22 protein-coding genes and 9 tRNA genes are annotated in these 24,328 nt (G+C 40.4%); 27 read left to right on the top strand and 4 right to left on the bottom strand.

The window, feature by feature from the left end; all coding sequences use genetic code 11:
* Window positions 1–203: 203 nt before the first annotated feature.
* Window positions 204–1,454, bottom strand: coding sequence for an FtsW/RodA/SpoVE family cell cycle protein (locus tag IEO70_RS15150; protein ID WP_190999221.1), 1,251 nt, complete (start codon window positions 1,452–1,454; stop codon window positions 204–206).
* A gap of 227 nt (window positions 1,455–1,681) precedes the next feature.
* Here IEO70_RS15150 and IEO70_RS15155 point away from each other — a divergent pair, with 227 nt between their 5' ends.
* On the top strand, window positions 1,682–2,449 hold the full coding sequence (locus IEO70_RS15155) for a hypothetical protein (protein WP_190999222.1): 768 nt from the start codon (window positions 1,682–1,684) through the stop codon (window positions 2,447–2,449).
* 53 nt (window positions 2,450–2,502) lie between these two features.
* Here IEO70_RS15155 and IEO70_RS15160 read toward each other — a convergent pair whose 3' ends face one another.
* Window positions 2,503–3,687: a dicarboxylate/amino acid:cation symporter gene (locus IEO70_RS15160; RefSeq protein ID WP_190999223.1), complete on the bottom strand. Its 1,185-nt coding sequence runs from the start codon at window positions 3,685–3,687 to the stop codon at window positions 2,503–2,505.
* Between the two features lie 279 nt (window positions 3,688–3,966).
* Here IEO70_RS15160 and IEO70_RS15165 point away from each other — a divergent pair, with 279 nt between their 5' ends.
* From IEO70_RS15165 to IEO70_RS15190, 6 genes are all read left to right on the top strand, one after another.
* The gene (locus tag IEO70_RS15165; protein WP_190999224.1) at window positions 3,967–5,055 is read left to right on the top strand and encodes a D-alanine--D-alanine ligase; all 1,089 of its coding nucleotides are present in this window, start codon (window positions 3,967–3,969) and stop codon (window positions 5,053–5,055) included.
* A 137-nt stretch (window positions 5,056–5,192) separates the two neighbouring features.
* Window positions 5,193–6,554, top strand: a complete 1,362-nt coding sequence (locus tag IEO70_RS15170) for a UDP-N-acetylmuramoyl-tripeptide--D-alanyl-D-alanine ligase (protein WP_190999225.1) — start codon at window positions 5,193–5,195, stop codon at window positions 6,552–6,554.
* A gap of 713 nt (window positions 6,555–7,267) precedes the next feature.
* On the top strand, window positions 7,268–8,731 hold the full coding sequence (locus IEO70_RS15175; protein WP_190999226.1) for a DEAD/DEAH box helicase: 1,464 nt from the start codon (window positions 7,268–7,270) through the stop codon (window positions 8,729–8,731).
* 88 nt (window positions 8,732–8,819) lie between these two features.
* Window positions 8,820–9,794: a UV DNA damage repair endonuclease UvsE gene (gene uvsE / locus IEO70_RS15180; RefSeq protein WP_190999227.1), complete on the top strand. Its 975-nt coding sequence runs from the start codon at window positions 8,820–8,822 to the stop codon at window positions 9,792–9,794.
* Between the two features lie 87 nt (window positions 9,795–9,881).
* Complete coding sequence (locus IEO70_RS15185) at window positions 9,882–10,355, top strand: PH domain-containing protein (RefSeq protein WP_235973623.1); 474 nt, start codon at window positions 9,882–9,884, stop codon at window positions 10,353–10,355.
* Entirely contained in the window at window positions 10,348–11,838 is a 1,491-nt protein-coding gene (locus IEO70_RS15190; protein WP_190999228.1) for a PH domain-containing protein, read from the top strand. The genes IEO70_RS15185 and IEO70_RS15190 overlap by 8 nt, the downstream gene beginning before the upstream one ends.
* On the opposite strand, the gene IEO70_RS15195 is transcribed toward IEO70_RS15190, so the two are convergent.
* Window positions 11,819–12,412, bottom strand: a complete 594-nt coding sequence (locus IEO70_RS15195) for a rhomboid family intramembrane serine protease (RefSeq protein WP_190999229.1) — start codon at window positions 12,410–12,412, stop codon at window positions 11,819–11,821. The genes IEO70_RS15190 and IEO70_RS15195 overlap by 20 nt on opposite strands.
* Before the next feature lie 72 nt (window positions 12,413–12,484).
* Here IEO70_RS15195 and acpS point away from each other — a divergent pair, with 72 nt between their 5' ends.
* From acpS to IEO70_RS15245, 10 genes are all read left to right on the top strand, one after another.
* On the top strand, window positions 12,485–12,847 hold the full coding sequence (gene acpS / locus IEO70_RS15200) for a holo-ACP synthase (RefSeq protein WP_190999230.1): 363 nt from the start codon (window positions 12,485–12,487) through the stop codon (window positions 12,845–12,847).
* A gap of 586 nt (window positions 12,848–13,433) precedes the next feature.
* A complete protein-coding gene (locus IEO70_RS15205) occupies window positions 13,434–14,438 on the top strand; it encodes a LolA family protein (protein ID WP_190999231.1) in 1,005 nt (334 codons plus the stop codon).
* Window positions 14,439–14,611: 173 nt separating this feature from the next.
* The gene (alr, locus tag IEO70_RS15210) at window positions 14,612–15,763 is read left to right on the top strand and encodes an alanine racemase (protein ID WP_190999240.1); all 1,152 of its coding nucleotides are present in this window, start codon (window positions 14,612–14,614) and stop codon (window positions 15,761–15,763) included.
* Between the two features lie 150 nt (window positions 15,764–15,913).
* Entirely contained in the window at window positions 15,914–16,195 is a 282-nt protein-coding gene (locus IEO70_RS15215; RefSeq protein ID WP_190999232.1) for an antitoxin endoai, read from the top strand.
* A 7-nt stretch (window positions 16,196–16,202) separates the two neighbouring features.
* Window positions 16,203–16,553 carry a type II toxin-antitoxin system PemK/MazF family toxin gene (locus tag IEO70_RS15220; RefSeq protein WP_190999241.1) on the top strand — a complete coding sequence of 117 codons (351 nt, stop codon included), beginning with the start codon at window positions 16,203–16,205 and terminating at the stop codon, window positions 16,551–16,553.
* 779 nt (window positions 16,554–17,332) lie between these two features.
* Window positions 17,333–18,343, top strand: coding sequence for a SpoIIE family protein phosphatase (locus IEO70_RS15225; RefSeq protein WP_190999233.1), 1,011 nt, complete (start codon window positions 17,333–17,335; stop codon window positions 18,341–18,343).
* A gap of 42 nt (window positions 18,344–18,385) precedes the next feature.
* Window positions 18,386–18,715, top strand: coding sequence for an STAS domain-containing protein (locus IEO70_RS15230; RefSeq protein WP_190999234.1), 330 nt, complete (start codon window positions 18,386–18,388; stop codon window positions 18,713–18,715).
* Entirely contained in the window at window positions 18,715–19,188 is a 474-nt protein-coding gene (gene rsbW / locus IEO70_RS15235) for an anti-sigma B factor RsbW (protein WP_190999235.1), read from the top strand. Before IEO70_RS15230 ends, rsbW begins: the two co-directional genes overlap by 1 nt.
* Window positions 19,166–19,945, top strand: coding sequence for an RNA polymerase sigma factor SigB (gene sigB, locus IEO70_RS15240; RefSeq protein ID WP_190999236.1), 780 nt, complete (start codon window positions 19,166–19,168; stop codon window positions 19,943–19,945). Before rsbW ends, sigB begins: the two co-directional genes overlap by 23 nt.
* 199 nt (window positions 19,946–20,144) lie before the next feature.
* Window positions 20,145–22,322: a Tex family protein gene (locus IEO70_RS15245; protein ID WP_206711617.1), complete on the top strand. Its 2,178-nt coding sequence runs from the start codon at window positions 20,145–20,147 to the stop codon at window positions 22,320–22,322.
* Window positions 22,323–22,449: 127 nt separating this feature from the next.
* On the opposite strand, the gene cmpA is transcribed toward IEO70_RS15245, so the two are convergent.
* Window positions 22,450–22,566, bottom strand: a complete 117-nt coding sequence (cmpA, locus tag IEO70_RS15250; RefSeq protein WP_190999237.1) for a cortex morphogenetic protein CmpA — start codon at window positions 22,564–22,566, stop codon at window positions 22,450–22,452.
* Window positions 22,567–22,643: 77 nt separating this feature from the next.
* Here cmpA and IEO70_RS15255 point away from each other — a divergent pair, with 77 nt between their 5' ends.
* The 10 genes from IEO70_RS15255 (at window position 22,644) to IEO70_RS15300 (ending at window position 24,206) form a co-directional block, all read left to right on the top strand.
* A complete protein-coding gene (locus IEO70_RS15255; protein ID WP_190999238.1) occupies window positions 22,644–23,105 on the top strand; it encodes a SprT family protein in 462 nt (153 codons plus the stop codon).
* Between the two features lie 115 nt (window positions 23,106–23,220).
* Window positions 23,221–23,295 (top strand) — tRNA-Asn (locus IEO70_RS15260).
* Between the two features lie 13 nt (window positions 23,296–23,308).
* A tRNA-Ser gene (locus IEO70_RS15265) sits at window positions 23,309–23,399 on the top strand.
* A gap of 8 nt (window positions 23,400–23,407) precedes the next feature.
* A tRNA-Glu gene (locus tag IEO70_RS15270) sits at window positions 23,408–23,482 on the top strand.
* A gap of 114 nt (window positions 23,483–23,596) precedes the next feature.
* Window positions 23,597–23,671 (top strand) — tRNA-Gln (locus IEO70_RS15275).
* 8 nt (window positions 23,672–23,679) lie between these two features.
* A tRNA-Lys gene (locus tag IEO70_RS15280) sits at window positions 23,680–23,755 on the top strand.
* Between the two features lie 10 nt (window positions 23,756–23,765).
* Window positions 23,766–23,847: transfer RNA gene (locus IEO70_RS15285), tRNA-Leu, on the top strand.
* Window positions 23,848–23,917: 70 nt separating this feature from the next.
* Window positions 23,918–24,003, top strand: a tRNA-Leu gene (locus IEO70_RS15290).
* 36 nt (window positions 24,004–24,039) lie between these two features.
* Window positions 24,040–24,116: transfer RNA gene (locus IEO70_RS15295), tRNA-Arg, on the top strand.
* Window positions 24,117–24,132: 16 nt separating this feature from the next.
* Window positions 24,133–24,206: transfer RNA gene (locus IEO70_RS15300), tRNA-Gly, on the top strand.
* Window positions 24,207–24,328 lie beyond the last annotated feature (122 nt).

A 24,328-nucleotide genomic window follows, 5' to 3' on the forward strand; every position in this document is an offset into this window, starting at 1 on the left:
TATAAGTTACACACCATAGCATTACCATTATGGGTATCTTGGTGGAAAACAAAACCCCGGGAATATATTTTCATCCCCGGGGTGTGAGTGTAAAATCATGAATGTTTCTTAAGTATAAAATTTTTGAACTCGGATACTGTCTAACCTTACACCTGCCATGCTAGGTCCTAAGCTGCCACATGGAGGACCGGTATCGGTTTTTCTTATAGCAATCTGGCAAATCTTTTTTTCTTCTTTTCTGAGCGGGAGGTTGGATCGATATTTTCAACTGCTGTGTTTTGATTGGAAAACATATAGTTTTTAGAATGAAACTGGATACCGAAAATAATTCCCATCGCTATCATATTGCCGAGCAGCGAACTGCCGCCATAGCTGATGAATGGTAACGGGATACCTGTTATTGGGAGCACTTGAATGGTCATTCCGATATTTTGAAATACATGGAATGTGATCATTGTAATGACCCCCGCGCAAATATATGAAATATATGGCTCCGCGGATGAAAGAGCGACCTTTGTCAAATGAAATATGAGAATGAAAAATAAACCGATAACCAGGCTGGCTCCGATAAACCCCCATTCTTCCCCGATTACAGTAAAAATAAAGTCGGTATGAAGCTCAGGCACATAAACATTTCTTTCTCCATAGCCTTTTCCGGCAATCATGCCGGAACCGATTGCGCTTAAAGATTGCTCAAGCTGAAAAGAATCTTTGCCTGAATATAGCTCAGGCTGAAGCCATGAGTAAATGCGTTTGATCTGGTATGTATCCAGAAATAGTTCCAATACATTTCGCATATATAATGCCAGATAAATAATGATGCCAATCAGCGTCACACCGAATGCGACAAGGGGGGCAATTATCTTCCAGCTGACCCCGGAAGCTAATGAAATACCTAAAAATATGGCGATAATAACTAAAGAAGTTCCTAAATCAGGTTGTTTGATGACGAATGCTAACGGAATCAATGTCAGAAGACCGAGCTTTGTAAATAACCAAAAGTCTGTTTTGATTGTTCGCACTTCAATTCGCTGATTATGAAGCACGGCCATTTTGCTGAGTGACAAAATGAGCAGTATTTTCATGAACTCCGATGGTTGAATCAAACCCGCACCCGGAACTTGAAACCAGCTTTTGGCGCCGTTTCGAATCGGTACAAAAGCACCTTCTGCTGTACTGCCGGGAAGAACAGCAAGCAGAGCGAGCAGCAAAATACCGATTCCGTACAGAAACCAAGTCATCCGATAAATTTGTTCAGAATCAAAATACATAATAATTGCTATAATAAAGCTGCAAATGACGTACCATTGAATCTGTCTGGTCACGAAATTAAAATTATATTGTCCGGTCGTTTGTGCACTGGTGATGCTAAAGCAGCTGATTAGAAAAAAGACAAACAGTATGAGGCAAAGGGTCCAGTCGAATCGCTCGGTAAACGTGTGACGTTTCTCCATCAGTTTTCTCCTTAAAAACGTAGTATATCTATAATGCTACCATTTTATGAATATACTTACAATTATGTAATCTATGTACTTCTATAACATAATGAGCGGAGTATATTATGTAATAGAAATGAAATGTATTGTAATAAGGACGTTCTTTAGTTCGTAATATTTTTTTGCTATACTTTACTTTAAGAAAATACGACAAGGATATGTAGAGTGTTGGGGAGGCATTTTTTATGAGAATTGAAATGAAGGAATTACTGTATTTACATTTACATCCGTCGGATCGCTTCGTGATGTGCTGCGGGCTGACATTCGAAGAATTTCATGCTTCATTAGATAAGCCTCTTCAAAATTTATTGTTGCTGAAGCATTCGTATAAAAATGCCGAATATAATATGCATACGCTGTTAGAATTTGTCTATCAGGAAGATGTACCCAAGCTATTAAAAAATTACAGTAATGCTAATGGAGAGTTCTGCTGGACAGACTTTGAAGATGAATCCGGTTTGGGTGCTATAGATGGGCAAGAGTTAGCGGAGCTGCTCTATTTAGGGCATACAAAACACCATTTGAAACCTCCTTTTTATCGGATGCTGAATAATGAATTTGTCTATTTATCGCAGGACAACGGATGGTTTAATAAAATTTACTACCGTAATGTTGATCCGATCTTTTCGATGCTGGGCAAAGTCATCTCTGATCGAATGGCTTCTCTGAAAGTAGAGAAAACATGGCTGGGCATCAGGAAGAAAAGCGACTATACACCGGTGCCTGTTGAAATATTTATTCGATTATCGGCGCTTATGGGAGAAGGTGTAGTTATTTCGTTCGAAAATATTACCCAGTCTAGAACACGATTGGAAGTACCTATTTGGGTTGTGGGTGATCTGACAGATATGGACGAAGTAGCTGAAAGTTATCAGGAAGTAAACACAGCTCAGCCAGAAGCTAAGTTGATTTATACAAGAAAAACAAGAGAGTGGACGCTTGTTTTACAATAAATAAAAGCAGCGCCCCGGATTTCATTCTGGGACGCTGCTTTTTTGTTCAGGCGTTAGGCCACCTTTTCTTGCATTATTTCTTTTTCTTCAGGTGTAATACAATCGGCTAGAAGTGTGATAGCTCCATCCCCTGTTACGTTACAAGCCGTTCCGAAGCTGTCCTGAGCCAAATACAATGCGATCATAATGGCCAGCATAGAATCAGAGAAACCTAGCATTGTTTCTAATAATCCGAGAGCTGCCATGACTGCACCGCCGGGAACCCCTGGAGCTGCAATCATCGTCACCCCGAGCATAAGAATAAAAGGCAGCATGGCGGAGAAGTTGGCTGTACCGCCTTGCATAACTATCACAGCCATTGCGCAACAAACAAGTGTAATCGTACTTCCGGATAAATGAATAGTAGCTAATAAAGGAACAGAGAAATCTGCTATCTTTTCTTTAACGCCCATTTTTTTCGTCTGCTCCACAGTCACCGGAATTGCAGATGCGGAAGACTGCGTTCCGAGCGCAGTAAAGTATGCCGGGAGCATCATTTGAAAGAGTTTTAAAGGATTTTTTCTTGCTGCTGAGCCGGCGATGCTATATTGAATAAAAAGCATTACAATATGAAGCGAAATAATCAGGACGAACACTTTTGCGAATACGCTCATTATAGAAACGATTTGTCCTCCCTGAGTCATGTTGGCGAAAATTCCCAAAATATGTGCAGGTAATAAAGGAATGATGATAGCATTAATAACTTTTTCAATGATGTCTTTAAAATCAGTCATAATTCGTTGTAAATAATGCCCTTTAATAACTGTCAGTCCGAGGCCGATTGTAAAGGCAAGCAATAGAGCTGTCATTACTTCCATGACTGGAGGCATATCCATTTGGAAAAATGGAGGCAAGAGCGCTTCTTCCGGATTGAAGAAGCTGGCTTGAGCTTGGCTTGTCAGTAAAGAAGGGTAAAGTACTTTGGCGGAGGAAAAGGCAAGCAGCCCGGCACCAATAGTTGATGTATAAGCAAGTACTGTCGTAACAGCAAGCATTTTTCCGGCACCTTTACCCATCATGCCGATTCCGGGAGCGATGAAGCCGATAATGATTAGCGGAATCATGAACTGCAAAAAGTTTCCGAAAAGCATATTAAAAGTAGCGAATATACGTATAATTGCATCTGGCGCAATGAGACCAATGATATTTCCGAGAGCAATGGCAAGTATAATGCGAGTCAATAATCCGATCTTCCTCATTTTGTCCTCCTTGAAAGCACAAATGTATTTTATAGAGGGATTATACATGATGTACATAACGATGTTAATGGTAATACAAGGGAGAAAACGAGACTTACCGGTTATCTAGGTGATTTTCCAAACGATGATGTACATCTTTGAAAGATGGGCATAAATTAGAAAGAGGAATTCGAAATAGAACAAACAGCGAATTTTTCCGCAACTATGTATATATTTTTTTCTTGTGGCAAATAGAAAGTGTTACAATAGAAGGGCTGAAAGAGTATTGGAGGTATTCAGATGAAAATGAGATTAGGATTATTATATGGCGGTAAATCAGCAGAACATAAAGTTTCATTGCAAACAGCGTTAGCCGTAACTAAGGCTTTAGATTTCAATAAATTCGATATTTTTCCTGTATATATAACTGTAGAAGGTCAATGGATTGCTGGTAAGCAGCTAACAGGACCTGCTCAGTCTGTTGAAGAATTGAAGTTACTAGGTGGAAATGGTGAAGATTCTATGAGCTTAACAGCTGGCATGTTTGCGCCTGCTGTGTCTGAAGAGAGCACAAAATCATTTGATGTCATCTTCCCGTTATTGCACGGACCGAATGGCGAAGATGGAACTGTTCAAGGTATGCTTGAACTATTGAATCTTCCGTACGTAGGAAATGGCGTTTTAGCTTCATCTGCAGGTATGGATAAAGTCATCATGAAAAACATTTTTGCGCAAGCAGGCGTTCCGCAAGTGGACTATGTATGGTTCACACGTAAAGAATGGCAAAAGGACGCAGAACAAGCATACGCAAAAGTCGAAGAAAAACTTGGTTATCCATGCTTTGTTAAGCCAGCCAACCTTGGATCAAGCGTCGGCATTAGCAAATGTACTTCAAAAGAAGAATTGGATAAGGCTTTTGCTGAGGCATTCCAATTTGACCGTAAAATCATTGTTGAAGAAGGCGTTACAGCTCGTGAAATCGAGGTAGGCGTTTTAGGAAATGATGATCCGCAATGCTCAGTTGCCGGTGAAATTGTTCCGATGGATGTAGATTTCTATGACTATAAAGCAAAATATGAAGACGGAACAACAGGATTAGTTATTCCAGCAGAGATTCCGGAAGCAAAATATGAAGAATTGAAGGAACTGGCGATTAAATGCTATCAAGCATTGGATTGTTCAGGTCTAGTTCGTGCTGACTTCTTCCTTACAGCAGATGGCAAGTTGCTGATGAATGAAGTTAATACAATGCCTGGCTTTACGCCGTTCAGTATGTTCCCGCTCCTATGGCAACATACAGGTGTGGAATACCCGCAATTAATTGAAAAGCTGGTAAACTTAGCAATTGAAAGACATGAAGAGAAGCAACAAATTAAGCACAGCTTTTAATTTTTATTAGAAAAATTCCTGCACAAAAAGAAGAAAAGCAGAAGCTGATTAGTTGGGAATAGCTTCTGCTTTCTTTTCTTGAAGGCATTGAGCAAAGAATAAAAAGTAATGGAAAATGGATAGGATGGAGGAATATTGTGATTAAACGTTCATTAAAACAAATCGCTGAGATGGCGGGTGCAGATTACATAGGTCCGGATGCGCAAGTATCAGGGGTTTCGATCGACTCAAGACATATTTCAGAAGGGAACTTATTTGTTCCTTTTAAGGGAGAACATGCGGATGGACATGTATATGTGGAAAAGGCGATTGAAAGCGGAGCTGCTGCATCGTTCTGGCAAAAAGATGTTCCGAATCCTCCGACGCATTTACCGCTCCTTTTAGTAGATGATGCTTTGGAGGCATTGCAACGTTTAGCAGAAGCATATTTAAGACAAACGGAGGCAAAAGTTGTCGGCATTACAGGCAGCAACGGTAAAACAACGACGAAGGATATGACGGCATCCTTGCTGGCGCAGCAATATAAGGTACATAAAACCGGAGGCAACTTCAATAACCACCTTGGAATGCCTCTCACTATTTTGGCTATGCCTGAAAATACCGAAATCGTCATTTTAGAGATGGGAATGAGCGGTCGTGGAGAAATCGAGCTGCTTTCTAAACTTGCCTGTCCGGATGTAGCAATCATAACAAACATTGGAGAGGCGCATTTGCTTGATTTAGGATCAAGAGAAGCGATTGCGGAAGCTAAGTTAGAGATTACGGCAGGGTTAAAAGAGAATGGCGTCCTTATTTATCACGGTGATGAACCGCTTCTTAATGATAAGCTAAAGAACGCGATGATTAAGACGCATACATTCGGCGGGACTGCGACAAACGATATCTATGCAGAGCATATTGAAACTGTAGGGACATGGACTGTTTTTAAAACGAATCTGTTTAACGATGATCTTAAATTGCCGATACTCGGAAACCATAATGTTCTAAATGCTATGGCAGCCATTTTGGTGGCAAGAGAGTTTAATGTTTCGGTAGAGCAAATTAAAACAGGGCTTATGCAATTAAAAGTCACTAATATGCGAATGGAAATGCTGGAAGGTAAAAATGGTGAAAAAATTATCAATGATGCCTACAATGCCAGTCCAACTTCTATGAAAGCTGCTATCGAGCTAGTCAGCTCTTTAACAGGCTTTCGTCATAAAATCTTAGTTTTAGGTGACATGCTGGAACTGGGAGAAGAAGAAGTGCAATATCACGAAAGGATCGGTGAATCAATTTCGAAAAAGGATATTGATTGTGTCTTCACTTTCGGGAAACTGGGCAAACATATTGCTATCGGTGCCCAAAAAGCAATCGGGGAAGAAAATGTCCGCACTTATGATGATAAAGATGTGCTAGTGGAAGACTTGAGACAATATGTCGGCAAAGATGACTTAGTTTTAGTGAAAGCCTCAAGAGGAATGAAGCTGGAAGAAGTTGTTCAAGCACTTAGCAAGTAATGAAGAAGCTGCACCGGAAAATCAGCATAATGATTTTCCGGTGCAGCTTTTCTTATGAGAAAAGAGTCATATATTAGTTCTGATATTCATAATACATAAAAATATCGAAGCAACTCTAACCTTGATAGGGTTTGAGTTGCTTTTTTATGCGTTAACTAATCCTTCTTAAACGTATTGTTTAAGCGCAAAAAAAACAAATAAAAGCCCATTTAATTGGAAATAATTCTAAGATGAAAGCAATATACAATTCACTTCATTGCAATAAAGGTAGAAAAGTGGTATTATTTTTACAAGGACATTGTGCGGAAAAAGTAGTATGATTAATATTTATGATATTAAACAGATTAAGTCTGTTTATAACCCGCATACATTAAAAGGTTCAACTTACCTGTATTTTGAGAAAATATTTTAGGCCAATTAGGTTTTTTTTATAATAAAGGAAAATTCACTTTCGTACATTATTCGCAAGTGATAATCCTATAATCTATGTCTAATTTTTCACCAAACACGCTTAGAATCATAAGCTACTTCTCTTGAAGAAATAAACATTTCTCGCGAGACTCATCTTATGCTGTCAGGGCTGAATGCAACTTCAATTCAGCGTGCTGTTTAGACTGCGTGTCTTCTTCGTCTGTTCGTTCAGACGCAAGGCGGGTGACAGTTTTTCTTGAGATATATAAGTTATTTCTCGATAAAAAAGGAGTTAGGAAAAATTGACTTTGTTTAGTGAATTAGGACTGCAAAAGTCCACAATGCGTTCGATAGAAAAAATGGGATTTGAAGAGGCTACACCAATCCAAGCGGAAACGATTCCAGTTGCGTTAGAAGGAAAAGACGTCATCGGCCAAGCACAAACAGGTACTGGTAAAACAGTTGCTTTCGGTATACCTTTAATGGAAAAAATCGATGTAAAAGCTGACCACATCCAAGGAATCGTTATTGCACCAACTCGTGAGCTTGCCATCCAAGTATCTGAAGAATTATTTAAATTAGGATTCGGCAAACGTGTGCGTGTTCTTTCTGTTTACGGCGGTCAAGATATCGATCGTCAAATCCGCGCGCTTAAGAAGAAACCTCATATCATCGTTGGTACGCCAGGTCGTCTTCTTGACCACATTAATCGTAAAACATTAAAACTTGGCGATGTAGAGACAGTCGTACTGGATGAAGCGGATGAAATGTTAAACATGGGCTTCATTGAAGATATTGAGTCTATCCTTTCTACAGTACCTGAAGATCACCAAACATTATTGTTCTCAGCGACAATGCCGGAACCAATCCGTAAAATTGCTGAGCGCTTCATGGAAGATCCTCACCATGTAAAAGTGAAAGCGAAAGAAATGACAGTTGACCGAATTCAACAATATTATGTTGAATTAAAAGAGGCTGAGAAGTTTGATGCGCTTACTCGTTTGTTAGACATTCAAACTCCGGAGCTTGCGATTGTATTCGGCCGTACAAAACGTCGTGTAGATGAGCTTTCATCTGCATTGAATCTTCGCGGCTACAATGCAGAAGGTATTCATGGTGATTTGAGCCAAGCGAAACGTATGTCTGTATTGAAGAAATTCAAAGAAGGAAACGTTGATGTTCTAGTTGCAACAGACGTAGCAGCTCGTGGTCTTGACATTTCAGGCGTTACTCATGTTTACAACTTTGACATTCCGCAAGACCCTGAAAGTTACGTTCACCGTATCGGACGTACTGGTCGTGCAGGGAAAACAGGTATGGCTGTGACATTTGTAACATACAGAGAGAAATCTCAATTATTCTTCGTGGAAAAAACAACGAATAAACGTATGGAGCGCATGAAACTTCCTACATTAACTGAAGCGATCCAAGGTCAGCAAAAAGCTGTAACAGAAAAAATCGCTAATACAATCGAAAATGAAGATTTATCAATCTACATGCCTCTAGCTGAGGAACTATTAGAGAAATATGATGCGAAAACATTAGCAGCAACTATTCTTAAGCTAATGACAAAAGAGCCGGATAACACACCGGTTAAATTAACTAGCGAAGCACCCGTATTCAAGAAAGAGAAAAAATCTTTCGGCGGTAACGGTTCTAGACAACGCAATGGTCGCGCGTTCAACCGTAAAGACCAAGGCGGAAAAAGACGCAGCGGTGACCGCAACCGTAACAGCAGCGGAAGAAGAGAAAGATCTTCTAATTAATAAATAATAAGAAGTCGTACGAATGATATTCGTACGGCTTTTTTTCTTTGCTTTAAGAAATACTAAAGCTAAAAAAGGATGTGTTGTAGTGACAATCTTTCGCTTTGGTTATGTAGCAATGAGTATGCAGCTTCAAAATGCATCTCCATCTAAGACGATGACATATAAACAGTTCAGCAGTATAACAGACCGTGAAGCGGCAATTCGAAAGCTTAAAAAAATTACGGAAGCCAATTTCCATAACTGTCTGCGCCTTTTGCGTCACAATGCTGTTCATAATATTGAGTTTTTTAGGTTCAGTTCGCGGCTTATACCACTTGCTAATCATCCGGAATTACCGGATTGGGATTATAGAATGATTTTAAAAGAAGGGTTAATGCCAATTAGGAAATTTTTGCGGGAGTACCCGAAGATGAGAGTTGATTTTCATCCCGATCATTTCGTGTTATTGAATTCAAAGGATAAGCAAGTTTTTCAAGTTTCAATGGAAACACTTCAAATGCACTATCATTTATTGAAAGCGATGGGCGTCAATCCGAAACATAGATGTGTATTGCACGTTGGCGGTTCATACAATGATAAGGAGCAAGCGCTTGAACAATTCATACATAATTGGTCAATCATACCGCATCGTCTGCAAGAGATGGTGATTTTAGAGAATGACGATAAAATTTTTACAGCTAGGGACGCCTTATATTTATGTGAAAAATTGGGTATTCCTCTTGTGTTTGACTATCATCATTACTTGGCTAACCGTGAAGAAGCGGAAGATTTGAAGGAAGATTGGGAGCGTATTGTCGCTACATGGGAGAGAAACAGTGAGCTTCCGGTCAAAATTCATATATCCAGCCCTAAAAATGAAAAGGATTTCCGAGCTCATAGTGATACAATTGATTTGGATATGTTTTGGAAATTTGTTGAAGTCGCAAAAGGTTCAGTCGAACAAATCGATGTTATGATTGAAGCGAAAGGCAAAGATCAAGCGTTATTTCTGTTGATGAAGGAGATAAAAGAAAAGAAAAATGTTCAATGGATCAATGATGCAGCATTTCGGCTTTTATAGTATGGAACTTTTTTTGATGATATTCGTATAGCTTAATATAGAAAAAATAGCTATATTTACATAAGTTTCATAAGAGGAGGGGTAGGCTTGGAACTGAAAGATCGCATTTCATTAAAAGCTGTAAAGGTATGGCGGCAAAGCGGTGTAATTACTGCTGTCATAATGGCGGCGATTGCAGGTGGATTAACGGTTGCTGTTAACGTACTTGATTGGAGCAGCTGGATTATGTATGGTGCATGGGGACTGACATTGTTGGAATTTGTGCTTTATGTGTTTATTATTCCATCATTGCGCTGGAAGTGGTGGCGTTATGAAGTGCGGGAAAATGAAATAGAGATACAGAAAGGGTTATTCATCGTTGAACGAACATTAGTGCCGATGATCAGGGTACAGCACGTTGAAACGAAGCAAGGGCCGCTTATGAGGAAGAATCATTTGGCATCTGTTGAAATTTCGACTGCGGCAACCACTCATGAAATTCCTGCCCTCGATAAAGAAGAGGCTGAGCATTTGCGTCAATATATAGCGCGGATGGTAACGATGGTGAAAGAAGATGTCTGAGGCGAGAAGATTACATCCGGCAGCGATTGTGTTGAATGTCAGCAAGACTTTGAAGGAGGCTTTCATTCCACTTATTTTATTTATCGTCTTGCAAAGCAGTAATGATTCGCCCTGGTCATATTTTGAACTGATTGTGCTTGGCGGTGCGCTTGTATTAGGCTTAATATCCGGAATTGTTACATGGTATAAGTTTACCTATGAAATAGATGAAAATGAAATTCGCATTCGTTCAGGTGTTTTTATTAAGAAAGAACGTTTTATCCGACTCGAGCGGATACAAAGCATTGATATAACGGAAGGAATCATTCAACGTCTGTTTTCGCTTGTGAAAGTGTCAATTGAAACAGCGGGATCTTCAAGTAACGGCAAAGCAGAAGCAGAATTGACAGCGATCACTAAAGCAGAAGCGGCTTTATTCCAAACCTTGCTTCAAGCGTCTAAAAAGAAGCAAGATCCATTAATGGTATCCTCTTCCGAGTCAGAAGAAGAGAAACGTGAATCGGCAGAAGAGAGAAAGTTGTTTGAGCTGTCATTCAGCAAACTTTGTCTTATGGCGGCAACGTCAGGCGGTGTTGGCGTTGTTTTGTCAGGGGCCTTCGTGCTATATACGCAATTCAGTGAAGTCATTTCCCAATACGGTCTTTATAATGATGTTGAAGAATTAGTTGCATCGAGTATTATGATCACGGCGGGTTTAATCTTTTTCGGAGTTGTTATCGCTTATATAATTGCAACATTGCGAATTATATTGAAGTATGCGTATTTCACAGTTACTAAGTCGGGAAATGAGTTGATTATTTCTAGAGGATTGCTTGAAAAAAGGAGACTGACGATCCCTATTCACCGTATTCAGGCTTTGCGAATTGTAGAAAATATTGTGCGAGAGCCTTTCGGTTATGCAACGCTGTATGTTGAGACAGCTTCCGGTTCTATTCAAAATGAAGGCAATGCAAATGTAATGTTGTTACCTATCATTAAGAAAAAGCGAATTAAAGCATTGTTGGCATCATTCGATATTGATTACGAATTGGAAGTTGCCATCAAGCATGTACCGAAAAGAGCGATGCGACGTTATTTAATAAGGGCTTTGCTATGGAATATACCGCTAGTCGCAGTATGGTTCCTTTTTAAACCATTCGGTTATGTATATGTCATCTGGCTTCCCATATGTATTGCCTTGGCATACGCAGCATTTCGAACAGCCGGCTGGAATATAGCGAATAAGCAGCTGACACTTGTCTTTCGTAAGTTTGTGTCGAAGCAAACGTATGTTGTGCTCAATAATAAAATTCAGTCTTTAACGTATAAACAAAGTGATTTTCAGAAAAGAAGCCGACTGGGAACAATTAATGTGTTCAGCAAAACGGGAGTAGGTCCGAGCATGGGAAGAGTCATAGATGTTGAACAAGGTGATATGCTGGCAATTAAAGACTGGTTTCGGGAAAATCATAGTGTGAAAAAAGCTAGCGGTGAACAGGTTTGATGAATATGGAAGCCAACAGAAAACCGATTATGGCACCTCCGACATGTGCGAGTACATTTACATTCGGTTGAAGAAAGGTCATGATGAGTGCGAAGATGGCTAATCCTTTAATCATTTGGACGTCTTGTCTGGAAAGCAGATGTTTTTGAAAGGCGACAAGATATAAATAAAAGCCGATTAAGCCGAAGATGGCGCCGCTTGCTCCAAGATGTGCATAAGTCGGCGGCATCAGAAAAAAGGTCAGTATATTGGCGCCGATGCCACAAAGGAGATAAAATGTTAAGAAGCGGGTTTTTTGCAACATCTGTTCAATTGCCGGCCCGAATAACAGAAGTGAAAAAGAATTAAAGATAAAATGAAAAAGGGAGCTATGGAGAAAAATTGGAGTAATCAGTCGCCATAGCTGCCCTTCTTTTATGTATATGTTAATGCCGAGCATATTTTCTAAAAGTGTATGACCAAATAAGAAGGTCAGTTTTACGGCGATAAAAATACATGTGTTTATAATCAGCAGGAGTGTAACTGCAGGATAAAGCCGGATAAATTGTTGAAAGTTTTCTCTTCTAATAAACATCGTTTTCAGCTCCGTTATAGTAATGATTAGTTCAATGTATGTGACCGAATACTGATTTAGAAGGTGAACAATATGATAAAAGGAATTGGTTTAGATATTGTCGAGATCGAAAGAATTCGAAAGATCAGCTCCTCTCAGCCGAGGTTTGCAGAACGGGTCTTGACGGAATATGAACAGCATAAATATCGCCGGTTATCAGGCAACAGGCAATTAGAGTATTTAGCGGGGCGCTTTGCCGCAAAAGAGGCCTTTTCTAAAGCGAATGGAACCGGGATCGGGAAAGAGGTCAGGTTCCAAGATATTGAAATCCGGAATGATGAAAGAGGCAAACCGATTATCAGCAAGCCATTTAGTCAAGGTGTGCATCTTTCTATAACTCACACAAAAGAGTATGCTGCAGCTCAGGTGATTATTGAGGAGGCTTACGGAATGTAGGTCCATCGGAGTTGCGACAGAACGCGGCGCCTTTAGCCGATGTTCCGATGGTTTTTCTGATCTTTCTAACCATACATCTGCCATGCTTAGAGGCCTTCAGAATGTAGCGTCCTTAGTCGCTCTTACGGGCCGCTTTCACTTTTCAGTTCCTGCATGTCTCCTTTTTCATTGGTGTGAATTCAAGAGGTTATTCGAAAATGAAAAAGGACTGGTAACGGTTTTTCTCATTGTCTAACCTTGCACCTGCCATGCTCGGTCCTAAGCTGCCTCCCCCGAGAAACCAAAGGCGGGTTTCTCGTGTGATTCATCTTAGTCCTGCCGCATGTCTCCTTTTCCATTGAAGGCAATTCAAGAAGTGAAATCAAAAATGAAAAAGGACCGGTAACGGTTTTTCTTGTAGCTTGGACATATTTGTCGGACTACCTGCATATATTTTTGTATCTGCGGGTGAGACAAGGTCTTCGATGGGCTCGGAATATAAAGTGTACGGTACTCCGTTGTTTATATCCAAAATACTTTAATCCAGACCGTAAGTAAGTCTTTTTGTCTCCCTTTTTGCGTGTAAATATAAGAAGGGGTTGAAAAGATGAAAAAGTTACTCTTATTAGCGGTAAGCATCTTTGTAATAGCCGTTTTATCAGCTTGTGGTCAAAAGTCGCAAGAGGACGTTGTTCAATCGTTGAATAAGAAGATGGAGGAAATGAAAAGTTATAAGGCTCAAGCAAAAATGACATTAAAAATGGGCGAGGATCCTCAAGTGTATGATGTGGAAATCTGGTATAAAAGCCCAGACTTTTACCGGGTGGAACTGAAGAATGAGAAGAAAGAGCAAAGTCAGATGATTTTGCGCAACAAAGATGGTGTATATGTGCTGACTCCGGCATTGAATAAGAGCTTTCACTTTGAAAGCGATTGGCCAAAAAACAGCAGTCAAGCCTATTTGTATGAATCGCTTGTAAAGGATATAATGGAAGATCCGAATGCAACATTTAAAGCAACAGAAAACCAATATGTATTTGAGACGAAAACGAGGTATCAAAACAGCAAAATGCTGCCGTTCCAGGAAGTGATTTTGAATAAAAAGGATCTTGCGCCAATCAGCGTGAAAATTAAAGATCCTGATCATAATGTTCTTGTAACAGTTGAATTTTCCGACGTGTCGTTTAATCCGAAAATAGAAGACAAGGCATTTGATATGAAGACTAATATGACGGGAGCTCAATTGGAAATTGAAGCGTTAGCGGATATGGAGCAAGAGGAATTTGTGATTAGATATCCGGCAGAAATCAATGGGATTGAATTGGTTGATCAAGAGGATATTGTGACAGACTCCGGTGAGCGCTCGATATTAACGTATGAAGGCGACCGCAGTTTCACTATGATTGCGGAAAGAGCCAAAGTTGTCGAAACCTCTTCAGCGACAAGTGTGCTTGGCGACGTAGTGGATTTGGGCTTTACAGTCGGGGCGATAACAGATTACAGCATCTCATGGACTTATGAAGGGATTGATTATACAATTGCTTCGCAAAATCTGAGCAGAGAAGAAATGGTGGAAATAGCTCGTTCTGTCTATGCTCCAGCTGTGAAATAACTGCAAATAAATAAAATATGCACAGGGCCTTGGATAAGTCTTAAAACGGCTTTTCTGTCAGGCCCTTTCGCTTGCTTATAAGGTTATTCGTAATTTTAGGATACAAGTGGAGATAGTTTCGCTATAATAAAGGGAAACAACAACGTGAAAAAGGATTAGAAGGAAGGTTTCAGATTGTGTCGGCATTTTACAGAGATACATGGGCAGAAATAAATCTTGATCATATATATGATAATGTTTTCGCTATGAAGCAATATATCAGAGAAGATATGAAGCTTTGTGCAGTTGTAAAAGCAAATGGTTATGGGCACGGAGCATTTGAAGTGGCACAGACAGCTATAGAAGCAGGTGCCGAATGGCTTGCTGTCGCCTTTTTAGATGAGGCGGTTGCGCTCCGGAAAAAGGGTATACAAGTGCCGATTCTCATTTTAGGAGCAATACGTGCCGGTGATGCCGGATTAGCGGCTGAGTACGATATATCTGTAACGGTATTCAGTAATGAATGGCTACAGGAAGCGGAATCATACATCCCGAATAATGCGTCGCTTCCGGTGCATATTAAATGTGATACCGGAATGGGAAGGCTAGGGTATAGAGAAATTGAACAAATAAAGCGGGCGGAACAGCTGATTAAACAATCTTCTGCTTTTACGCTTGAAGGCTGCTTCACCCACTTTGCGACAGCTGACGAAATAGATACAGAATATTACGAAAAGCAGTATGCGAAATTTATCGAACTGTTAAGTGCTTTGTCTGAATTACCTCCGCTTGTACACTCAAGCAATAGTGCTTCTTCGTTCCGATTTGAAAAAGCATGGTTTAATGGCATCAGACTGGGTATATCAATGTATGGTTTAAGTCCATCACCTGAAATGAAAGAACTCCTTCCGTATCCGTTGAAGGAAGCATTGACTCTGCACACGAAAATTGTCAATGTAAAGCAAATAGAAGCTGGAGCAAGCGTCAGTTATGGAGCGACTTATCAAGCGGATAAGCAAGAATGGATTGCGACGCTTCCGATTGGTTATGCAGATGGCTGGATTCGAAAACTGAGCGGTCAGGAAGTAATCATCGACGGTATTCGTATGCCGATTGTCGGCCGAGTTTGCATGGATCAATGCATGGTTCGACTGCCGAAGTATTATCCGGTCGGCACCCATGTCACTCTTATCGGAAAAGATGGCAAAGAAAAAGTTTCAGTCGATGAGATTGCTGAAAGATTGCAAACAATCAACTATGAGGTTATATGCTCAATCAGTTCACGGGTACCACGAGTATTCAAAAGAAACGGTTCTGTTCAAAGTGTCAGCAATTCGCTTCTTTAAATGAAGAATTTGTGAATAAAATGATTATGTACATGACTATAATATTAATATGAAAAAACAATATACTCTTTTCAAATTTCCTTTTAAATGGTAACATGAAGGGTGAGATAGTATTAGGTATGTGTGTAGTGATGGTGGAGGTGTAAGCTTATGTCTAAATCCAGCATAACAAGAGAGATAATAGTTCAATTACCACAAAATTTGTTATCGGAACTTGACGGATGTGTTCAAGAGGATAATGTTAATCGTAATGAATTGCTATATCGCGCAACAAAAATGTATCTGCACGAACGAAAAAAGAGAAAACTTCGTGACGATATGAAACGTGGCTATATTGAAATGGCTACGATTAATCTAAGCATTGCTTCCGAGGCCTTTCTTGCGGAGTATGAGGCTGAGCATTGCGTTGAACGATTAGTTAGCGGAGGTTAATCCTTTGATCGTTGTTAAGCGTGGTGACGTATATTATGCTGACTTGTCCCCTGTGGTCGGTTCTGAGCAAGGAGGAACCCGCCCTGTGCTGATTATTCAGAATGATATCGGAAATCGCTTTAGCCCGACTGTAATTGTTGCAGCTATTACTGCTCAAATACAAAAAGCCAAGCTTCCAACTCATGTAGAAATCGATGCCAAAAAGTATGGATTTGAACGAGATTCTGTCATTCTTTTGGAACAAATACGTACCATTGATAAGCAGCGCTTAACTGATAAGATCACTCATTTAGATGAGCACATGATGAGTAAAGTAGATAATGCTTTGCAAATCAGTACGGGACTAGTAGAATTTTAACCACTTATATATTATTTGTTAAACCTCAACCGAAGATTGGTTGGGGTATTTTTTTGTTTGAAAAATCAAAACAAGAACCGGTGCCGACGTCTAGCTGCAACGCCCATCCCCTATTCTATTGCCCTTCGGCAACCTCCCTTCGATAAGTCAACATCGAATCACTTCCGTTCTTCGTGTTTCCTTTATCTTGGTTGGAGGCCTCTAGTTCATACGGTTCTAACCAGGACGCTTCCGCTTTTGGTTATTGTCTAACCTTACACCTGCCATGCTCGGGCCTAAGCCATCCCTCCCGAGAAACCAAAAGGCGGGTTTCTTGTGCGGTTCGTCTTAGGCCTCCCGCAGGGCTCCTTCTTTTATTTGTGCATAAACATGATTTAAGTATATACATAATTTGAATTCGCTATGATGTTACTGCGAAGAATGGCTGTGTAGACGTCCAGCTTCAGCGTCCAGCACCTATTGCCCTTCGGCAACCTCCCTTCGATAAGTCAACATCGAATCACTGTCGTTCTTCGTGTTTCCTTTATCTTGGTCGGCGGCCTCTAGTTCATACGGTGCTAACCGGGACGCTTCCACTTTTGATTGGAATTGTGTCGGTATAGATGAAATAGTTTAACAATTACTTAACAGAATTGTTTTAATATTGTTAGTGTGCATAGTTTTTGTGCGCAAATGTAATAACTGATGTCAATTTTCATTTTATATACAAAAGAACAAGCTTGCTCGATGGCTGGATGTCAAAGGTGTGTTAAAGCAGTTCTTTATGAGGGGGAGTGAGTTTGGGGAATAAAGAAAAATTGCAACAGCTTTATGAGAAAGTGTTGGTTGACTATGTGAAAGAACAGACGGAGCGAGGGGAACATAAAGCGCAGCTATTAAGCAAGAAGATTTTAAAGAATGGAATTTCCCCCGAAGAACTTAGCGAATGGCAAAAGAATGTCCTCAAAAAGATGTATCCGGATATACCGGAAGAATTTTTTAAGACCTTTGATTTCTTTTCAAAAATTATAAAGAGCTATGGCATCGTCTTGGCGGAAATGGATAAGCTCCGCCTAATGCAACAGCAGATGAATTCGGAGATAGAAGTAGCGGCAAATGTGCAAAGCTTATTGTTGAAATATACTATACCGGAAATGGACGGACTGGAAATTGGTGCGGTAAGTATTCCTGCGAAAAAAGTAAGCGGGGATTATTTTCATTTTGTTCCCTATGATAACGGCTCTCTTGGAATAGGGATTGCAGATGTGATGGGAAAAGGATTGCCGGCTGCTTTATGCATTTCGATGATTAAGGGAACCATTGACCAAATGTCTAAATCTGAAACAATCCCGAATCAGCTATTAGCGAAGCTGAATAAGACGGTAGAAGAAAACGTAGATGTTAATATGTTTGTTTCAATGCTCTACGGATTGTATGAATCTGGTTCTAATCGATTTTTATATTCATCTGCAGGTCATGAGCCGGCTCTATATTACAGTGCTCAGTCCAGAAGCTTCGAAGAGATGAAAACGAAGGGATTGCTGCTTGGAGTAAACAGCTATTCAGAGTATCCGTTATATGAGAAGTATGTAGGGATTGATGATGTTCTTATTTTTGTTACAGATGGCGTCACAGAGAGCAAAATTGACGGAGAGTTCGTTGAAAAGGAATTTCTGCTTGAGGAATTCAGAAAGAATATCCATCTCCATCCACAAGATCTTGTTATGAAAGTTTGCCGTCATCTGCTGAAGCTTCAGCATTTTAAGTTGCGTGATGATTTCACATTAATCGTTTTGAAGAGAGTCAGTTAAGGCAGTGGTTATCTGGAAAATTGCAGAGGAGGTAACATTACGATGAATATGAATGTCGAAATCAATCAATCGATTGATTGTATTGAAGTGTTGGTTAGTGGAGAAATTGATGTATTTACTGCTCCGCGATTAAGGGAAATGGTCACTCCGATTGTGAATCAGGATCATGTTCAAATGGTGATTGATTTATCCGGAGTTTCTTTTATGGATAGTACGGGACTTGGCGTGGTTGTCGGGTTGTTCAAAACAGTGAAAGTTCATAATGGTACATTTAAAATCGTTGGTTTATCAAGCCGATTGAAAAGATTATTTGATATTACAGGTCTAACGGAAATTATCCAAATTTCAAGTATTGCAAAGGACGGAGAGTAATGGATCATAAATACGATTATGTCGAAATGAAAATTCCGGCAAAGCCTGAATATGTAGGTGTAGTTCGACTGACAATTTCGGGTATTGCCAGCAGAATGGGTTTTTCATTTGATGATATTGAAGATTTAAAAATAGCGGTTAGTGAGGCTTGCACCAATGCGGTTCAGCATGCTTATAAAGACGAGGAAGATGGCGAAGTTGTGATTGGCTGCGGTGTATACAAAGACCGTTTGGAACTGATGGTTGCCGACCACGGTCACAGCTGCAATTTTGATGAAGTGAGACAAGGAATCGGTCCTTATCATAAAGGAGAGCCGGCAGAGTTTATAAGAGAGGGAGGTTTAGGGATTTACTTAATCGAAACATTAATGGACAAGGTGGAAATTCGTCAGCATCTTGGAGTGATGGTATTTATGACCAAGTTTGTCCGAGGGGGGCAGGTGGAAACCGATGAACAAAACCTCTCAACCTAATCAAGACTCTCAGCGACAGGTTTATGACTGGATTAAAGCGTACCAACTGAATCATGATGAAGAGGCGCAAAAGCAGCTGGTGCTGCATTATAAAAAATTAGTTCAAACCATCGCCCGTAAGTATGCAAAAGGACGGTCGTTTCAAGAGGATATTTTCCAGGTCGGCATGATTGGGCTTCTTGGAGCTATCCGCCGTTATGATGAGACGTTTGGGAAAAGTTTTGAAGCATTTGCGGTACCGACAATTGTAGGTGAAATTAAACGTTTTTTACGTGATAAGACCTGGAGTGTGCACGTGCCGAGAAGGATTAAAGAATTGGGGCCGAAAATCAATCACGCTGTTGAAGAACTGACATCTTCACTCCATCGCTCGCCCCAAGTTCAAGAAATTGCTGATTATTTAAATGTCTCCGAAGAAGAAGTGTTAGAAGCGATGGAAATCGGTAAAAGCTATCAAGCATTGTCGTTTGATCATTCTATTGAAGCGGATGCTGATGGAAGTACGGTTACACTCCTTGATATATTCGGTAATACAGAGGAAGGCTATGAAAAGATTGATCAAAAACTAGTGCTCGATGAGGTTCTTCATGTTCTTAGTGAACGTGAGAAACGAATCATACAATATACATATTTAGAGAACTTGAGTCAAAAAGAAACGGGTGAAAAGCTCGGTATCTCTCAAATGCATGTCTCAAGGTTGCAAAGAAGAGCAATCAATAAGCTGAGGGATGCTATTTATGTTGATCAATCAGATTGAGAATTATGTGAAAATATGAACAATAACTATAATTTGCTTTGTTTTTATAGCTTACTTCTAACGAGGTAGGCTTTTCTTTTTACTGTTTGGCGCGTAACGGTATAGAAGGAAAGGAAAATCAATATTCCTTATAGAACATTAGTAGAGCGACGATCAATTTGGTAGAATGAAGAAAGACTAAAGGTTTGGAGGACTGAAATTGACAACAACTGAACATGAAGTGATAGATGTAAGCAGCTTAATAGCGAAAGAACTGAAATTGGGAACAAAATCTGTTCGGCAAGTCATACAGTTACTGCAAGAAGGGAATACGGTTCCGTTCATTGCGCGTTACCGAAAAGAAATGACAAGCAGCATGGATGAAGTTCAAATACGGGATGTCATGAATCGTTGGCAATACTTAGAGAATCTCCAAAAGCGGAAAGAGGAAGTCATCCGAATTATCGAGGAGCAGGAAAAGATGAATCCAGATCTCATGAAGGCCATCATGAAAGCTGACAAGCTGCAGATGGTCGAGGATCTGTACCGTCCATTCAAGCAAAAGAGACGAACAAGAGCGACTGTTGCGAAAGAGCGAGGATTAGAGCCATTAGCTGAGTGGATGATTACGTTTCCGAAAAACGTCTCTGTTGAAAAAGAAGCGCAAAAATATGTAGATGAAGAAAAAGAAGTTCCAACAGTTGAGGATGCCATAAACGGAGCAAAAGATATAATCGCTGAGATGATTGCTGATGATGCGGCCCTTCGCCAATGGATCCGAACAAGTACGTTTACATATGGAACGATTGTATCGGCAGTGAAGGACAAAGAGAAAGATGAAAAAGGAATATATGAAAATTATTATGAGTATGAAGAGCCGTTGCAAAAGATTGTACCTCACCGTGTACTCGCGTTAAATCGGGGAGAAAAAGAAGATATCCTGCGTATCTCCATTAAGGTGGATACGGCTAGAATTATAGCTTATATAGAGCGTCAAAAGATTGCTTCCCCTCATTCGGCTGTTGATGCTTATATGAAGGAAGCTATTGAGGATGCATATAAACGTCTGATTCAGCCGTCTATTGAAAGGGAAATTCGTGCAGAGTTGACGGAAAAAGCTGAAGACAGGGCAATTCATATTTTTGCTGAGAATTTGCGTAACCTATTGCTGCAGCCCCCTTTAAAAGGAAAAGTGGTATTGGGAGTGGACCCGGCTTATCGTACAGGCTGTAAGCTGGCAGTCGTAGATGAAACCGGGAAAATGGAGCAAATAGCGGTCATTTACCCGCATCCGCCGGCAGCGAAAAAAGAAGAAGCGAAGAAAAAGTTTCTTGATATTATTGAGAAATACAACGTGGAGATTGTAGCAATCGGAAACGGTACAGCTTCAAGGGAAACGGAACAATTTGTCGTTGAAGCACTGAAGGAAGTGAAGCGAGAAATTTACTATATTATTGTTAATGAAGCAGGTGCAAGTGTCTATTCGGCCTCTGATCTTGCACGTGAAGAGTTTCCGGATTTGCAGGTAGAAGAAAGAAGTGCTGTGTCTATTGCCCGCAGACTGCAAGATCCTTTGGCGGAATTGGTGAAAATCGATCCGAAGTCAGTAGGGGTTGGGCAATACCAGCATGACGTATCGCAAAAGAAACTAAATGACTCGTTAACTTTCGTTGTTGAAACAGCAGTCAACCAAGTCGGTGTGAATGTCAACACCGCTTCGTCTTCACTGTTGCAGTATGTAGCCGGACTTTCTAAGACAGTGGCCAATAATATTGTGAAAAAGCGTGAAGAAGAAGGGGCGTTCCAATCAAGGGCACAGTTGAAGAAAATTCCGCGTCTGGGCGCGAAAACATATGAGCAGTGTATTGGCTTCCTGCGTATACAGAACGGTAAAGAACCGCTCGATAGAACAGCGATACACCCTGAAAACTATGAGAATGTTGTTCGTTTATTGGGTAAGCTTGGTTTTACAACGAAACACATAGGAACAGAAGCTCTGCAAAATGCTTTAAAAGATATAGAAATCCGAACGGTTGCAGAAGAATTAAAGATCGGTGAAATTACGTTGAAAGATATTGTGGATTCGCTTATGAAACCGGGGCGTGATCCGCGTGATGAACTGCCGAAACCAATCTTGAAGCAAGATGTATTGAAAATGGAGGACTTGTCTCCGGGGATGGAACTGCAAGGTACCGTACGTAATGTTGTCGATTTTGGCGCTTTCGTAGATATAGGAGTTAAACAAGATGGCCTTGTTCATATATCGAAGTTAAGCAATAACTTCGTGAAGCATCCGCTGGATATTGTGTCAGTCGGTGATGTTGTAACAGTTTGGGTAGAGGGAATTGATTTGAAAAAGCAAAGAGTCTCATTAACGATGTTGCCGCCGACAAACTAATCCTTGAGCGGTGGGAGTCTCCTGCTGTCCGTCAGATAAAGCGGGTACTGGTTAATCAATCGATTGATTTAAAAGAGACGGCTGTCTGAGAAGAAATATTGATGGTTTCTAAGACAGCCTTTCTTCTTCAATTAAGTTTATTTGTTCTTCTATAGAAATACCAGCATTGATTTAATAGGTGGATTTGATACTTATCTTTATCCATAAAGGCCTGTCGAATTTGTTTTTTGAGCCAAATTGGCATAAGGCATCCTCCTATATTACAGTGGTTATGTTAGTATATGCTATAGTGGTTGTCATGTTTCGGAGGGAGGGGCAGTATTGAACGACGAACAATTGCAAAAGCTAACTGAACAACTATCACTTCAATATTTCCATAAGCCGTTTCTTCATAAAGCTTTTTTTAACAGAAGATTACGGACAATCGGTGGACGTTACATGTTGGTTAGTCATAATATAGAGATTAACTATCGTTATTTCGAGCAATACGGCATGGATGAAATTATAGGCATTGTGAAGCATGAATTATGTCATTATCATCTTCATCTTGAAAAAAGAGGCTATAAGCACCGTGATCGTGATTTTAAGCTTCTATTAAAAGAAGTGGGTGCGCCAAGATTTTGTACACCGTTGAAGAAAGCGGAAGCAAAAAAGAAAAGAGTAAGTGAGTATTTGTATGAGTGTAAATCTTGTCAAACAAGATATATCCGAAAAAGAAACATTAATTTAAACAAATATGTATGCGGTGTTTGCCGAGGGACTTTGCAGAAAATTAAAGGATGAAATAAGGATGTTTAGCAGAGCGTTAAATGTTATTATTTTTTTTGCGGGAAGGTGTTGACATCCTGATAACATCTATATATAATCTAAAGAGTCGATAAGATATTACTTACTTCATTCCGCAGTAGCTCAGTGGTAGAGCACTCGGCTGTTAACCGAGCGGTCGTAGGTTCGAATCCTACCTGCGGAGCCATTTTTTTGTTTCTGGGGAAGTACTCAAGAGGCTGAAGAGGCGCCCCTGCTAAGGGTGTAGGTCGGGTAACCGGCGCGAGGGTTCAAATCCCTCCTTCTCCGCCAGAAATATTGGCCCGTTGGTCAAGCGGTTAAGACACCGCCCTTTCACGGCGGTAACACGGGTTCGAATCCCGTACGGGTCACCAAAAAAAGTTTTAAAAAAGCTTGCATTGATAAACTTGAAGTGCTATTATATAAAAGTTGCTTCTGATGGAGCAACAAAAAAATTCTATAAAAAAGATATTTCAATATAATGTTGATGGGCTATAGCCAAGCGGTAAGGCAACGGATTTTGATTCCGTCATGCGAAGGTTCGAATCCTTCTAGCCCAGCCATCTTTTTTGAGCCATTAGCTCAGTTGGTAGAGCATCTGACTTTTAATCAGAGGGTCGAAGGTTCGAGTCCTTCATGGCTCACCATTTATATTATGCGGGTGTGGCGGAATTGGCAGACGCACCAGACTTAGGATCTGGCGCCTTACGGCGTGGGGGTTCGACTCCCTTCACCCGCACTTCTTGAAAAACTTTCAAAAAAGAGTTGACAAGATAAAATATCGTGATATAATTATCAATGTTCGATTCGCGGTCGTGGCGGAACGGCAGACGCGCTAGGTTGAGGGCCTAGTGGGAGAAATCCCGTGGAGGTTCAAGTCCTCTCGGCCGCACCAAACGACATCGTAGAATACACAACTTGATTAATAAATGCGCCCGTAGCTCAATTGGATAGAGCGTCTGACTACGGATCAGAAGGTTATGGGTTCGACTCCTTTCGGGCGCGCCATATACAAATTTAATATGCGGGTGTAGTTTAATGGTAAAACCTCAGCCTTCCAAGCTGATGTCGTGAGTTCGATTCTCATCACCCGCTCCAACTTAATTGTCCTTTGAAAACTAAACAAAACAAAAACGTCAACGTTAATTCTAATAAAACGTTTCGGCATTGACCGGAACAAAACTTTTTATTTTATGAGCTTTATCAAACACTTTTTGGAG

Source organism: Peribacillus faecalis (assembly GCF_014712675.1).
GTDB classification, from domain to species: domain Bacteria; phylum Bacillota; class Bacilli; order Bacillales; family DSM-1321; genus Bacillus_AD; species Bacillus_AD faecalis.

Coding starts and splice junctions, on each gene's coding strand:
- IEO70_RS15150 (WP_190999221.1), bottom strand. CDS start 1,454: ATGGAGAAACGTCACACGTTTACCGAGCGATTCGACTGGACCCTTTGC.
- IEO70_RS15155 (WP_190999222.1), top strand. CDS start 1,682: ATGAGAATTGAAATGAAGGAATTACTGTATTTACATTTACATCCGTCG.
- IEO70_RS15160 (WP_190999223.1), bottom strand. CDS start 3,687: ATGAGGAAGATCGGATTATTGACTCGCATTATACTTGCCATTGCTCTC.
- IEO70_RS15165 (WP_190999224.1), top strand. CDS start 3,967: ATGAAAATGAGATTAGGATTATTATATGGCGGTAAATCAGCAGAACAT.
- IEO70_RS15190 (WP_190999228.1), top strand. CDS start 10,348: ATGTCTGAGGCGAGAAGATTACATCCGGCAGCGATTGTGTTGAATGTC.
- IEO70_RS15195 (WP_190999229.1), bottom strand. CDS start 12,412: ATGTTTATTAGAAGAGAAAACTTTCAACAATTTATCCGGCTTTATCCT.
- acpS (WP_190999230.1), top strand. CDS start 12,485: ATGATAAAAGGAATTGGTTTAGATATTGTCGAGATCGAAAGAATTCGA.
- IEO70_RS15205 (WP_190999231.1), top strand. CDS start 13,434: ATGAAAAAGTTACTCTTATTAGCGGTAAGCATCTTTGTAATAGCCGTT.
- IEO70_RS15215 (WP_190999232.1), top strand. CDS start 15,914: ATGTCTAAATCCAGCATAACAAGAGAGATAATAGTTCAATTACCACAA.
- IEO70_RS15230 (WP_190999234.1), top strand. CDS start 18,386: ATGAATATGAATGTCGAAATCAATCAATCGATTGATTGTATTGAAGTG.
- rsbW (WP_190999235.1), top strand. CDS start 18,715: ATGGATCATAAATACGATTATGTCGAAATGAAAATTCCGGCAAAGCCT.
- sigB (WP_190999236.1), top strand. CDS start 19,166: ATGAACAAAACCTCTCAACCTAATCAAGACTCTCAGCGACAGGTTTAT.
- cmpA (WP_190999237.1), bottom strand. CDS start 22,566: ATGCCAATTTGGCTCAAAAAACAAATTCGACAGGCCTTTATGGATAAA.